At 63.7% G+C, this 13,192-nt stretch carries 14 protein-coding genes; 10 read left to right on the top strand and 4 right to left on the bottom strand.

Annotated elements, in window-relative coordinates; all coding sequences use genetic code 11:
- Window positions 1-208: 208 nt before the first annotated feature.
- Window positions 209-1,081: an EamA family transporter gene (locus RO069_RS03945; protein ID WP_328185426.1), complete on the bottom strand. Its 873-nt coding sequence runs from the start codon at window positions 1,079-1,081 to the stop codon at window positions 209-211.
- 84 nt (window positions 1,082-1,165) lie between these two features.
- On the opposite strand from RO069_RS03945, the gene RO069_RS03940 reads away from it, so the two are divergent.
- From RO069_RS03940 to modC, 4 genes are all read left to right on the top strand, one after another.
- The gene (locus RO069_RS03940; protein ID WP_328185425.1) at window positions 1,166-1,717 is read left to right on the top strand and encodes a DUF1415 domain-containing protein; all 552 of its coding nucleotides are present in this window, start codon (window positions 1,166-1,168) and stop codon (window positions 1,715-1,717) included.
- Window positions 1,718-1,798: 81 nt separating this feature from the next.
- Window positions 1,799-2,548 (top strand): molybdate ABC transporter substrate-binding protein, encoded by a 750-nt coding sequence (gene modA, locus RO069_RS03935; protein WP_328185424.1) that lies wholly within the window; start codon window positions 1,799-1,801, stop codon window positions 2,546-2,548.
- A gap of 4 nt (window positions 2,549-2,552) precedes the next feature.
- Complete coding sequence (gene modB, locus RO069_RS03930) at window positions 2,553-3,239, top strand: molybdate ABC transporter permease subunit (protein WP_328185423.1); 687 nt, start codon at window positions 2,553-2,555, stop codon at window positions 3,237-3,239.
- The gene (gene modC / locus RO069_RS03925) at window positions 3,236-4,318 is read left to right on the top strand and encodes a molybdenum ABC transporter ATP-binding protein (RefSeq protein WP_328185422.1); all 1,083 of its coding nucleotides are present in this window, start codon (window positions 3,236-3,238) and stop codon (window positions 4,316-4,318) included. The genes modB and modC overlap by 4 nt, the downstream gene beginning before the upstream one ends.
- A 16-nt stretch (window positions 4,319-4,334) precedes the next feature.
- On the opposite strand, the gene RO069_RS03920 is transcribed toward modC, so the two are convergent.
- A complete protein-coding gene (locus RO069_RS03920) occupies window positions 4,335-4,592 on the bottom strand; it encodes a DUF2798 domain-containing protein (protein WP_328185421.1) in 258 nt (85 codons plus the stop codon).
- Window positions 4,593-4,999: 407 nt separating this feature from the next.
- Between RO069_RS03920 and RO069_RS03915 the strand changes: the two genes are divergently transcribed.
- Together RO069_RS03915 and RO069_RS03910 are read left to right on the top strand one after the other, a co-directional pair.
- The gene (locus tag RO069_RS03915) at window positions 5,000-6,409 is read left to right on the top strand and encodes an MATE family efflux transporter (protein ID WP_328185481.1); all 1,410 of its coding nucleotides are present in this window, start codon (window positions 5,000-5,002) and stop codon (window positions 6,407-6,409) included.
- A 150-nt stretch (window positions 6,410-6,559) separates the two neighbouring features.
- Window positions 6,560-7,327, top strand: a complete 768-nt coding sequence (locus RO069_RS03910; RefSeq protein WP_328185420.1) for a transporter substrate-binding domain-containing protein — start codon at window positions 6,560-6,562, stop codon at window positions 7,325-7,327.
- A gap of 64 nt (window positions 7,328-7,391) precedes the next feature.
- On the opposite strand, the gene RO069_RS03905 is transcribed toward RO069_RS03910, so the two are convergent.
- Window positions 7,392-8,027: an HPP family protein gene (locus RO069_RS03905; RefSeq protein WP_328185419.1), complete on the bottom strand. Its 636-nt coding sequence runs from the start codon at window positions 8,025-8,027 to the stop codon at window positions 7,392-7,394.
- Window positions 8,028-8,216: 189 nt separating this feature from the next.
- Between RO069_RS03905 and RO069_RS03900 the strand changes: the two genes are divergently transcribed.
- Genes RO069_RS03900 through RO069_RS03890 form a run of 3 tightly spaced genes read left to right on the top strand, consistent with a single transcriptional unit; the run spans window position 8,217 to window position 10,804 of the window.
- Window positions 8,217-8,660 (top strand): acyl-CoA thioesterase, encoded by a 444-nt coding sequence (locus RO069_RS03900; RefSeq protein ID WP_328185418.1) that lies wholly within the window; start codon window positions 8,217-8,219, stop codon window positions 8,658-8,660.
- Window positions 8,647-9,807 (top strand): HD-GYP domain-containing protein, encoded by a 1,161-nt coding sequence (locus tag RO069_RS03895; protein ID WP_328185417.1) that lies wholly within the window; start codon window positions 8,647-8,649, stop codon window positions 9,805-9,807. The genes RO069_RS03900 and RO069_RS03895 overlap by 14 nt, the downstream gene beginning before the upstream one ends.
- 31 nt (window positions 9,808-9,838) lie before the next feature.
- Window positions 9,839-10,804 (top strand): NAD(P)H-quinone oxidoreductase, encoded by a 966-nt coding sequence (locus tag RO069_RS03890; RefSeq protein ID WP_328185416.1) that lies wholly within the window; start codon window positions 9,839-9,841, stop codon window positions 10,802-10,804.
- 116 nt (window positions 10,805-10,920) lie between these two features.
- On the opposite strand, the gene RO069_RS03885 is transcribed toward RO069_RS03890, so the two are convergent.
- A complete protein-coding gene (locus tag RO069_RS03885) occupies window positions 10,921-11,349 on the bottom strand; it encodes a CBS domain-containing protein (RefSeq protein WP_328185480.1) in 429 nt (142 codons plus the stop codon).
- 331 nt (window positions 11,350-11,680) lie between these two features.
- Here RO069_RS03885 and RO069_RS03880 point away from each other — a divergent pair, with 331 nt between their 5' ends.
- A complete protein-coding gene (locus RO069_RS03880; protein WP_328185415.1) occupies window positions 11,681-13,039 on the top strand; it encodes an alanine/glycine:cation symporter family protein in 1,359 nt (452 codons plus the stop codon).
- Window positions 13,040-13,192: the final 153 nt, after the last annotated feature.

Below are 13,192 nucleotides of genomic sequence, written 5' to 3'. Positions count from 1 at the left end.
GCGCATAGTCAGTATGATTCCATGGCGATGGACAAGGGTAGTGAGTGTCCCGCAGGACACCAGGCTTCCATCGGGCACCACCACAGCCCGCTGGTTTCACGGGTATCGGCGCCGAATACACTCACTTTAGTCAATAAATGCGTTAGCTAACAAAAAGAAACGGTAAGCAACAAAAGGAATCGAACAGTCCGGCCCCCGGGGTGCCCGGTCAGGCGGTGGCCTGCAGGTGCGCCCGGGGGTGGAAACGGGCATTAAGCCACAGTGACAGGGCGATCACCCCGCCGCCGATGACCAGCCGCAGCAGGTCGGCCTCCCGGTTCCAGATCAGCAGGTTGACCACCAGGCCAGCGGGCACCAGGACGTTGTTCATCACCGCCAGGGTGCCGGCGTCCACCAGGCATGCCCCCCGGTTCCACAGGTACAGGCCCAGGCCGGAAGCCGCCAGCCCCAGCCAGGCCAGCACGCCCCACTGCAGGCCGGTGGACGGCAGCCTGGCAGGGTCGCCAAAGATCAGGAACGACGGCAGGGCAATGGTCAGCGCCCCCAGGAAGAAGTAGCCGAAGGTCCGCCAGGCGGGCACCGGCAGCGGGTAGGCACGCATCAGGTGCTTGTACCCCACCTGACCGGCGGCAAAGGTCAGGTTGGCCATTTGCAGCAGCAGGAAGCCGGTCAGATAATCCTGGCTGAGCCCGTCGTAGCGGATGATACCGGCGCCCAGGGTGGCCACCGCCGCCGCCAGCAGCGCCACCGGGGAGAACCGGCGATACAGCGCGTCGTCCACCAGGGTCACATACAGCGGCGTGAAGACCGTGAACAGCAACACCTCGGGCACGGTCAGATAGGCAAAGGAGCGGTAAAGACAGAGATAGGTAATACCGAACTGCAACGCACCGGTAACCATGATGCCCAGCTTCAGGCGCCCGGGAACTCCGGCCCAACGGGTCACCGGCAGGAACAGCAGCGCCGCCAGGAGTACCCGGCTGAGTACCGCAAAATCACTGTCCACGTGCCCGGCCAGGAACTCGCCAATCAGACTGAAGGAAAATGCCCAGAGAACCGTTACCAGAATCAGCAGTGCCATCGATATCCATCCACCCTTTTTGCGACCGGGCACTGTATCATAGCTGGCTAATGAAATGACCTGACTGTCAGGACCCCGGAGCCCATGAACCCACAAAAGGTTGTCCAGGCCACCCGACGCTGGGTGCAGGACGTGGTAATCGACCTCAACCTGTGTCCCTTTGCCCGTCGCGAACTGGTGAATGACCGTATTCGCTTTTCGGTAAGCGAAGCGGACACCGAGGATTCACTGCTGGCCGACCTTCAGCGGGAACTGCTGCTACTGACCGATGACGACAGCATTGAGACCACCCTGCTGGTGCACCCCGCCGTGCTCCAGGATTTCCATGACTACAACGACTTCCTGGCGGTGACGGACGGCCTGATCCAGGCACTCGACCTGGAAGGTATCTTCCAGATCGCCAGCTTCCACCCCCAGTACCAGTTCGCCGATACGAACGCCGATGCGGCCGAGAACTACACCAACCGCTCACCCTACCCCATGCTGCACCTGCTGCGGGAAGCCAGCCTGGAGCGGGCCATCGACGCCTACCCGGACACCGACGCCATTCCCGAGCGCAATATCCAGCGTGTGACCGCCCTGGGCCGCCCCGCCATGGCGGCACTATTAGCCGGCTGCCAGCAAGGCGATCAATGAGCGGACAGGGATAGTTGGCGTCAGGTTTTACACCGGTTTGAAATGGGCTAATCTGGCGATTCAATGGAGACCTCCTTTGCCATGCGAATCTTTCTGACCGCCAGCCTGCTGGCACTACTGCTGACGACCCCCGCCCACGCCCTGACCGTTGCCGCCGCCTCCAGCCTGCGGCTGGCCATGCCGGAGTTGACCCATGCCTTTGAGCAACAGTACCCGGACGCCTCCGTCAGGGTGGTGTTCGGCGCCTCCGGAAAACTGGCCACCCAGGTACTCAACGGCGCCCCCTACGATATCTTTCTGTCCGCCGACACCGGTTACCCGGAACGCCTCGCTGGCATGGACGCCTCCGCCACCGATCCGCAGGTCTATGCCGTGGGGCGGCTGGTGCTGTGGCACCATGACCCGCAGCGTGGAGCCCTGACACCCCCGGACCTGGCCGGTGACGATATCCGGCGGATTGCCATCGCCCAGCCCCGCCATGCGCCCTACGGGAAACGGGCGAAGGAAGCCCTGCAGGCCCTCGACCTGTGGCAACCGCTACAACCCAAACTGGTGTATGGCGAGAACATCGGCCAGACCGCCGCCATGGTGGAATCCGGTGCCGCCGATGCGGGACTCATCGCCTGGTCACTCACCTTCGCCCCCGACCTGGCCGGTCGGAAGTTCACCCTGATCGATGACAGCCTGCACCAGCCCCTTGCCATGGCCATGGTCGTCACCGAGCAGGGCGGTTCCAGCGAGGAGGCATGGCGGTTCCGGTCCTTCATGGTATCGGAGGCTGCCGCCGCCATCCTCGGCCGTTTCGGTTTCGAAGCTCCCAGGGGGCGGTGATTCCATGCCGGAGTTGAGCACCCAGGACTGGCAGGCCATCCACCTCACCCTAAAGCTGTGCGGCCTGACCACGGTGATCCTGCTGGTGTTGGCCACGCCCCTGGCCTGGTGGCTGGCCCACCGACGCTCCGCCTCCCGCACCATCGTGCAGGCCCTGGTGGCGCTGCCGCTGGTACTGCCACCCACGGTGCTCGGCTTCTACCTGCTGATCGTCCTGGGGCCCCGGGGGCCCGTCGGCCAGACCCTGGAAGCCATGGGGCTGACCCACCTGGCCTTCACCTTCGAGGGCATCCTGGTGGCGTCGGTGATCTACTCTCTGCCGTTTGCCGTACAACCGTTGATGGAAGCCTTCCGCGCCCTGGGTACCAGGCCGGTGGAGGTGGCCGCTTCCCTCGGCGCCGGCCCCCTGGACCGTTTCCTGACGGTGATCCTGCCCCTGTGCAAAGGCGGTTTTATCGTCGCCGCCACCCTGACCTTCGCCCACACCCTGGGGGAATTCGGCGTGATCCTGATGCTGGGCGGCAGCATCCCCGGCGAGACCCAGGTACTGTCCGTACTCATCTATGACTACGCCGAAGCCATGGACTATGACGCCGCCCATCGGTTGTCCCTGGGACTGCTGATGTTCGCCTTCCTGGTGCTGGTCACGGTATACAGCCTGAACCGGCATCCCGGCGGGGTGAAACCATGACCCTGTCGATCAGCGTGCGCCTGCACAAGGGCGACTTCGCCCTGGTGGTGGACGGCTCACTGCCCACGGAGGGCATTACCGCCCTCTATGGTCGTTCCGGCTGCGGCAAGACCACCCTGTTACGGGTAATTGCTGGCCTGGAACGCCTGCGTCGTGGGCAGGTCCGCTTCCAGGATCAGCAGTGGCAGTCCGGTCGCAAGGGAGTGCCACTGAGCAATCGTCGCCTCGGCCTGGTGTTCCAGGAATCCAGCCTGTTGCCCCACCTCTCGGTGGGGGCCAACCTGCTCTATGGCTACCGACGAACGCCGAAAGACCAGCGACGCCTGCACCCGGAAACCATCCGCGCCCTGCTGGACCTGGACGGCCTGCTGGAGCAACCGGTGCACACCCTGTCCGGGGGCCAGCGCCAACGAGTAGCCCTGGGCCGGGCGCTGCTCACTAGCCCCCAACTGATGCTGCTGGATGAACCCCTGTCCGCACTGGATGCCGATGCCAAGCGGGAGATCCTGCCGTTCCTGGCGGACCTGCCGGCCACCACCGGCGTCCCCATCCTGCTGGTCACCCATTCCGCTCAGGAGGTGGAACAACTGGCCGATCACGTCGCCTTCATGGTCAACGGTCGCCTGGAACGCATCGAGACCCTGCGGGAAACCCTGGCCCGACCGGATTCCCCCCTGTTCAGCGATGAAGGTCCCGCCTCGGTGCTTCGGGGCCGGCTGACCAGTCTGCCCGATGGCGAATGGCAGTTCGTGACCGAGGGTGGTGAGGGCCGCCCGTCCATCGCCTTCCAGGTCAGTGGTTATTCCAGCCACCAGACCAGCCTCCACCGCCTGCGCATTCTGGCCAGTGACGTCAGCCTGGCCACGGAAGAGCCGGCGGGGATCAGCATCCGCAACCAGATGCCGGTGCGCATCGAGCGCATGGATAAGACCGATGAACACCGCTGCACCATCACCTGTCGGCTGGCGGACGGGCAGGTACTGCTATCGAGGATCACGCAGACATCGGCGAACGAGCTGGCACTGGAGACTGGGCAAACGGTCTATGCCCTGGTGAAGTCCGCCGTGTTGATGGAGTGAGGGGCGGGCGTCGGACTCATTCCGGCGTATCGCTGGCGCCAAACCGTCTCAGGGTGGCTTCGGTCAGCCGTCCGGCCAGCGGGGCGATAAACACCACCAGGGGGTAGGCAACAGCCCATGCCACCAGCCAGGCGGCCAGCCAGCGCTGGAGGAACGGGCCCTCCACACCGGTATTGATCATCGTGATCACCCCGGACATCAGGAACGACATCAGGCAGGACATATAGAAAGCAAAGATAAGCTGACGAGGGCGTGGCATCCTGGACCTGGCCAAGGCAGTGACTCCTGGTAGTGGGTGGAAAACCGGGAACATCCGGTGAACGCATCGGGTCGTAACAGAACAAAAAGACCCGTTGATGGCGGCACGGCTGACCGAACCATCGATGCAGGCAATGCCGCACAGGGCAACGACATTCTAAAAGGACTTGCACCCATGAACCATCGCCTGCCCGGACAAGTGACAAGGATCCTACTATTTTCCCTACTCGCGCTCCAGCTTGGCGCCTGCAGTTCAACCCGCCTGTCCTACCAGTTTGCCGATCGCGGCGTGGTCTGGTGGGTGGAGGATTACGTAGCCCTGGCCTGCCCGGTAGGGAATTCCGCTACCGACGTTCCCGCATTCCGGGCACGAGGTGTATAGTAGGCCGCCCTCACGCGGTTTCAGGTAGCTTCCGAACCATGCTGGACGAAGAACACCAACCAGTTCCCGATACCCGGGCACCCCTGGTGCCAAGGGTGCTTGCCGAGTGGCGCACCCTGGCCCTGCTGGGCGGCCCCATCCTGGTAGCCCAGATCGCCCAGATGGCCAACGGCGTGATCGACACCGTCATGGCCGGCCATGCCAGCGCCGAGGACCTGGCCGCCGTGGGTATCGGCAGCGCCATCTGGATGCCGGTGTTCCTGTTCTCCATGGGCGTACTGAGCGCCCTGCAGCCCATCATTTCCGGCTACAACGGCTCCAGAACCCTGGACCGGATCATGCCGGCCACCTGGCAGGGTCTCTACATCGCGGCCGCCAGCGCCCTGCTGATGATCCTGCTGGTGGTCAACGTGCACCCCGTGTTCAGCCTGATGGGACTGGACTCGCAAACCGCCGAAGTGGCCGATGGCTACCTGGACGCCTTTGCCTGGGGCATCCCCTTCATGCTGCTGATGGTGGCGCTGCGGGGCCTGACCGACGGCCTGGGCCATACCCGGGTGATCATGGCCTTCTCGGTGCTCGGCACCCTGATCAACCTGCCCCTGAACTGGATGCTGATCTACGGCAAGTTCGGGCTGCCGGAGCTGGGCGGCGTGGGTTGTGGCTGGGCCACGGCCATCTCCAACCTGATCGCCGCCTTCGCCATGGTGTTCTACCTGAACCGCAGCCCGGTCTACCGGTCGTTCCATCTGATCGCGGACCGGGCCAGACCGGATCTGGCCAACCTGAAGTATATCCTGCGTATCGGCCTGCCCATCGGATTTACCATCTTTGTGGAAGCCAGTATGTTCTGCGTGATCGCCCTGTTTCTGGCCTCGCTGGGCCCGGTGGTGGTGGCCGGACACCAGATTGCCCTGAACGTCACCTCGCTGACCTTCATGGTACCGTTGAGCATCGGCATGGCGCTGACCCTGCGGGTGGCCTTCCTGGTGGGCGCCGGCACGTCCGGCACGGCTCACCTGCTGTCCCGCAGTTCGTTGATCCTGGCGGCGGGCACCGCCCTCGTCTTTGCCTCGCTACTGTACGGCTTCGCCGGCGCCATTGCCCGGCTGTATACCAGCGACCCGCAGGTGCAGTCGGTCACCGTCCTGCTGGTAAAATTCGCCGCCGCGTTCCAGATCGCCGACGTCATCCAGGTCACCTGCATCAGCGCTCTGCGGGGCTACAAGGACACCCGCATCCCCATGTTCATCATGCTGTTCTCGTTCTGGGGCGTGGGCCTGCCGCTGGGGTATGTGCTCACCTTCACCGACCTGATCGTGGGGGCCATGGGAGCACCGGGCTTCTGGGCAGGCATTACCGCCGGGCTGGCGTCGGCGGCGTTGTTGCTGGGGTGGCGGTTGTTTCTGTATACGCGCCGTCCAGTTACGTCCGCCACCAATCCGTCCTGACGTTGGCCCCTCTCAGGAAACGGATGACTTCTCCATCTGGCAAAAACCACCAGACTCCAAGCCTGTTATGCAGAATTTACATTTCGATAGCGTAAAGCCGTGCATTCCGATCTACGCTGTCAGGTACCTGTAAACGGCCAGGAAACCACCATGTGGGCCCGACTTCTGCTCATCACATTGCTGCTTGGCAATGCCGCTACCGCCTTCGCCGATCCGGCCGAGGACGACATGCCGTCGGAACTTCGCTTTGCGGTGATCGCGGACGTACCCAGCACAACACTGGCACTTGAGCTGTTACGTACCGCCTATGACCAGCTTGGTATCAACGTTGTTACCCGACTGGTACCCTCCCGGCGGGCGCTACTGATGGCGGATATCGGAGAGGTAGACGGTGACCTGTTCCGGATTGCGGATGTCGGCGACCAGTATCCCAACCTGGTACGGGTTCCCTATCCGCTACTGGAGGGGCGGCTCCATGCCGTCACCAATAACCCCGGCCTGGTCGGCTTGCAGAGCCTGGGCCAGTTAACGACCACCGACCTGCGGGTCGCGGTGCGGCGGGGTGTGATTGTTGCCGAGCAGACTGCGGAAGCCCTCGGCATGACGCCGGTACGCACCGACAGCTATGCCCAGATACTTGCCATGCTGGAATGGGGGCGGGTGGACCTGGCCCTGGTCTCCGGCATCGAGGGTTTCTCACCGCTGAACGATAACGCCTGGGATAGCGTCTACGTGTTCCCGGAAGCGGTCACGGACTTCACCCTTTACCACTACCTCCACCGCCGCCATGCCGGACTGGCCGCCCCCCTTGCCAGGGTACTGGAACAGCTCGAGCAGAACGGTGAAAAAGCACGGATCCTGGAGCGACTCAGCGTCGGGACGGGTGCTGGCGAGCGGGTGCCGGATAACCCTGAATAGGCCCCAGGCCCGATAACAACGCCCCCGTCATCACGCCCGCCGTTGAGACAGGCGCCGGTGACGATCACAGGGAGCGGGAGCTGGCCAGGGCCCCGGCCTCCGATACTGGCGGACGACTCCGCCACAAGGGGTAGGGAATCCCCGACAGGCGGTTCATCACAAAGGCATGGGCCAGCAGGATCAGTACCCCCGCCATCAATACCGGCAACTGGGCCGGGTCCGGCATCAGCCCCAGGGACACGATCAGGGCGGTGGCCCCGGCAGGCGGGTGGGGCACCCGGAACAGCACCATCAGGCAGCCGGTGAGCCCCAGTGACAGGGCTGCCGCCCCCACACGGGCACCATGCACGCCTTCCAGGAAGGCCGAGGGATGATTCTGTAGCCCGAACACATAGAGGCTCAGCAGTCCCATAACCGCTCCCAGGAAATGGCCGCACAGGGTGTTACGGGGCGAGGCCGGTTCCGCCATGGGCACATGGAACAGGATAAACGCCGTGGCCCCCAGGGACGGGAAGATGAAGGCCTCCTGGGTCACCAGGGCCACAAAGGCCACCAGGGCAATGCTGAAACCGCCGTTGATCAGGCTGAAGCCCGCCATGACCGTCCGGCGACTATAGCGGTCAGCCAGCCGTTCAAGATGCAGCGCCCGCAATACCCCGGACGTCAGTTGCCACCGTAATCGTTCGTTCCTGGCTCCCACAGCCCCCTCCGCGCACCAAAATAGGGCGCAATGGTAAGGAGCCATCCCTGACCTGACAAACATCAAAAATCGATAACGGTTATCGAGCGCTGTACAGCATGCGATCAACGGCCCCCTATCCGCATCCAACGGGTGACAAAAGCGCCGGTCCGGGTACACTTGGGGGCAATGACAACAACAGGAGCCTCCATGACCGACAAACCGATGGAATTCCGCTTCCGAGTCCGCTATGCCGAGTGCGACGCCCAGCAGGTGGTCTTCAATGCCCGTTATGCGGATTACGTGGACATCACCATTAACGAGTACATCCGGGCGCTGTTCGGTGACTACCGGGACATGCTCAAGCAGGGCATGGACATGCAGGTGGTCAGTATGACCCTGAACTGGTCGGCCCCCGCCCATTTCGACGACGTACTGTGCGGCCGGGTGACGGTCAAGCACCTGGGGAACACCTCCTTTACCCTGGAAGTGCAGTTTGTCCGCTATCCCGACGACACCCCCATTGCCCGGGCGGAGGTGACCTATGTGCTGGTGGATCCGGAAACCCTTGGCAAGAAGCCCCTCCCCGACGACCTGCGGGACAGGATGCAGACCGCCGGTCGTGGCACCGTGATCAGCCATGCCGGAGAATAAGCCCACGGCTCCCACCCAGAATCTGGTCCGGGTTTCCCCCGGCGTCCTGGTGGTGGGCAAACCCCTGCCATGGCCGGTGTTCGACGCCCACGGGGAAGTGCTGCTGGCCCAGGGTTACGTCATCCAGAGCGAGAGCCAGCTGGAACAGCTCTACAACCGGGGCATGTTCTACCCCCATCAGGCGGAGAACCCCGACGAGGAAGTGGCGGAAGAGGTCGCCGAGGGGCAGCGCAACCCGTTTGCCGACTACCGGGCCCTGCTCAAGACCCTGGACCGGACCTACGATGCCATCTCCACCCGGGACCCGGACGCCCGCCTGAAACTGCTGGGGCTGGCCCGGCTCATCGACCGCATCTGCCGGGAGGCGCCGGACGCCACCCTGTCCCTGGTCCACCTGTACTCCGTGGAACCCACGGCAACGGAACAGTCGCTGTTCTATGCCATCGTCTGCCACTTTGCCGGTCGGGAAATGCACCTGGACGACGGCCGTATCGTGGTGCTGATGGCGGCGGCCCTGTCCGCCAACCTGGCACTGATGCCCATCCTCGACAAGCTCAATGCCTCCAGTCACGGCCTCAACGACCAGCAGCGGTCCATTATCCACCGGCATCCGCAACTGGCCGCCAGGGCCCTGCATGAGGCCGGCATTGAAAACCGGCTGCTGCTGAAAATTGTCCTGCAGCACCATGAGCGCGCCGACGGCAGCGGCTATCCCGAGGGCCTGACCGGCGACGCCATACTGCCGGAAGCCCATATCATGGCCCTGGCGGAACACTACGTTGCGCTGATCAGTCGCCGGGGCTATCGTTCCCGGTACAGTATCACCCAGGCCCGCAAGGCCCTGGTCGACGCAGCCCAGGACAGCCCCAGGCCCGCCCTGTTCCGGGCACTGCTGAACGCCCTGACCCCCTATCCGCCGGGTGCACTGGTACGGCTGGCCAGTAATGAAATTGCCGTGGTCACCCATCGCCCGGTCCATATGGGCGGGCACCGGGTCAAGGCCATCAGCGACCCCATGGGCAGCGCCTATGCCAGCGGCTTCGAACGCGATACCGGGCTGCTGGATTTCAACATCCGGGCAGTGGAAGTGGTCGACATGATGCCCCCCATGGATTTCCAGGCATTGTGGGATTATGAACACCCATAACCGCACGGCACACCAAGAATCAGGAGTCCCCATGAAAGCGATTACGGTAAACGACCAGGTCCTGACATGGACCGATCACCCGGACCTGCCCGAGCCCGGCCCGGACGAGGTGGCCATTGACGTCGCCTGGGCCGGCATGAACCGGGCCGACCTGATGCAGAGCAAGGGCGCCTACCCACCACCCCCCGGCGCCTCGGAGATCCTGGGCCTGGAAGTCAGCGGCCGGGTGGCCGCCGTGGGCGAGAACGTCTCCCACCTGGAGCCGGGCAACGAGGTCTGCGCCCTGCTCACCGGCGGCGGCTACGCCACCCGTGTCAACGTGCCGTCTGCCCAGGTGCTGCCGCTGCCCCCGGGCCTGACCCTGAAGCAGGCCGCCGCCCTGCCGGAAGTCCTGGCCACCGCCTGGATGAACCTGTACATGGTCGCCGGGGTAAAACCCGGGGAGCGGGTGCTTGTGCATGCCGCCGCCAGCGGCCTGGGTACCGCCACCATCCAGCTCGCCGTGGCCATGGGCAACGAGATCTTCGCCACCGCTGGCAGTGATGACAAGCTGGCCTACTGCCGCGAGCTGGGGGCCAGTGGCACCTGGAACCGTCACCAGGGCTCCTTCGCCGATGCGGTGAAGGACTGGGGCGGCGCCGATATGGTGCTGGATCCGGTGGGTGGCGACTACATCGCCGAGAACCAGAAATGCCTGAACATGGAAGGCCGCATCGTGCTGATCGGGCTGATGGGCGGCACCGACGCCAAACTGAACACCGGCGCCATGCTGATGAAGCGCCAGCGGGTCATCGGCTCCACGTTACGGGCCCAACCGGTCAGCGTGAAAGGCGAGGTGATGGACGCCCTCTACGAGCAGGTATGGCCCCGGCTGGCCAGTGGCGAGATCAAACCCGTGATCGACCGCACCTGGCCCATCGCGGAGGCCAACGACGCCCTGGCCTACCTCGCCAGTAACGAGAGCACCGGCAAGGTGCTGCTCGAAGTCAGCCCCTGACCGGCCAGAGCCCGAGTCACCCATAGGCCCTGCGGCTCAACACAGCCCCAGGGCCTGCACAATATGCGCCTGCCTGGTCGTCGATAAAGAGTGCCATAGTCCCGGCGGATAAAATATCAGTCTGCCTCGGCAAAACGACCGACATCGATGCCCGCGCCGACACGGGCCAGTTCCGCCAGGATCGACGTGCGGGTCACGATACCGAGCAGGCGGCCATGCTCCTGCACCGGATAGACCTTGGGCTTGCCACGCCCCAGGGCCTGGGCCAGGTCCACCACCGACATTTCCGGGCTGATCATCACCGGCTCACGCATCATCACATCATCCACCGAGGGCTCCCCCTCACTGTGGTAGCTGCTGACCAGCAGGGCATGGATACAATCCTGTTCGGACACGAAACCCACCACCTTGCGATGGTCATCCACCATCGGCAGACCGGTAACGTGGTTCTGCAGCAGGTGTTTCACCACCACTGGCAGGGGCGTACCCAGCCGGACCGGTTCGATGTGGTTCCACATGATGTCCGACGCTTTCAGTGAGCGCATCATGAACGTCCTCCTGTTCTCTTTCGTCCTGTTGTCCTGACGCCGGCACCATCGTTCACCGGTACCATACGGCGCCCTTTCTGTCGGGCGTTCTGAACGGGCCAGGACCGTTCGGTGGCCGCCGTTCAAACACTCCCCTATCCCCTTACCTTAGGCAAGAACCGACCAAAACGAAATGTCATTTTCTCACCCATTTATCCCAACCGGCCAACTTGCTGATTTGAAATAATTTACATCCGTTAATCAGAGTCTAAACTTCAGGGGGATTTCAAACTGTCATATAACCCCGCGAAAGAACCGCGATACGCGGGGATCGGTTACGGAGCACACCATGGAAGCAATCAGCAACGCTGTGTCCTTTATTAACGGCCTTGTGTGGGGGCCACCCATGCTGGTCCTTATACTGGGGGTCGGGCTGTTCCTTAGCCTGGGCCTGAAACTCATGCCCATCCTCCGCCTCGGCGAAGGTTTCCGGTTGATGTGGCAGGGCCGTAGCGGCGGTGATGCGGTCAAGGAAGGGGAGATTCCCCCGTTCCAGGCGCTGATGACCGCCCTGTCCGCCACCATCGGCACCGGCAATATCGCCGGCGTCGCCACTGCCGTGTTCCTGGGGGGCCCGGGGGCGCTGTTCTGGATGTGGCTCACCGCCCTGGTGGGCATGGCCACCAAATATTCCGAGGCCGTATTGGCGGTGAACTTCCGGGAAGTGGATGAACGCGGCTCCCATGTGGGCGGCCCCATGTACTACATTCGCAACGGCCTGGGCAAGAAGTGGGCCTGGCTGGGTGTACTGTTCGCCATCTTCGCCGCCATTGCCGGCTTCGGCATCGGCAACACCGTGCAGGCCAACTCCGTGGCGGATGTCCTGCAGACCAACTTCGCGCTGCCCCACTGGGCCACCGGCCTGATCCTGATGGTACTGGTGGGCATGGTGCTGATCGGCGGCATCCGCCGCATCGGCCAGGTAGCCAGTGCCTTGGTGCCGCTGATGGCCATCTCCTACGTGGTGATCGGTCTGGCGGCGCTCGCCGTCAATGCCACTGAACTGCCGGCCGCCTTCGCCATGGTGTTCACCGATGCCTTTACCGGCACCGCCGCCGAGGGTGGTTTCGCCGGGGCAGCGGTGTGGGCGGCCATCCGTTTCGGTGTCGCCCGGGGCGTGTTCTCCAACGAGGCCGGCCTGGGCTCGGCCCCCATCGCCCACGCGGCAGCCCAGACCCGCCAGCCGATCAACCAGGGCATGGTGGCCATGCTGGGCACCTTCATCGACACCATTATCGTGTGCACCATCACCGGCATGGTGATCATCACTTCCGGCGCCTGGAACAGCGGCGAATCCGGTGCCGCCCTGACCTCCAACGCCTTTGCCCTGGGCATTCCCGGCGGCAACTATGTGGTGGCAATTGCTCTCGCCATCTTCGCGTTCACCACCATCCTCGGCTGGTCCTTCTACGGCGAACGCAGTGTCGAGTTCCTGTTCGGCGTGAAAGCCATCGTGCCCTATCGGGTACTCTGGATCCTCGCCATCCCCATCGGCGCCACCCTGAACCTGGGCTTTGTCTGGCTGCTGGCGGACACCCTCAACGCCATGATGGCGCTGCCCAACCTGATCGCCCTGGTGCTGCTCAGCCCGGTGGTGTTCCGGCTGACCCGGGAACATTTCGAGAACCAGCGCCGGGTAGGTGGATGATCCGCTATCCGGGCGCATTAACTATGATCATTACTAAATGATATAAAACCGGCACGTCCATACCCTTGTTGAATGGACGTGCCGGTCCCATAACTCCCAGTGTCCCGTCCGGGTAATTCGTTAGCCTACTGCGTGACGCTGAGGCTTCTGGCC

Source organism: Marinobacter sp. OP 3.4, assembly GCF_036224885.1.
Taxonomy (GTDB): domain Bacteria; phylum Pseudomonadota; class Gammaproteobacteria; order Pseudomonadales; family Oleiphilaceae; genus Marinobacter.
This window is presented reverse-complemented; position numbering and strand designations above follow the sequence as displayed.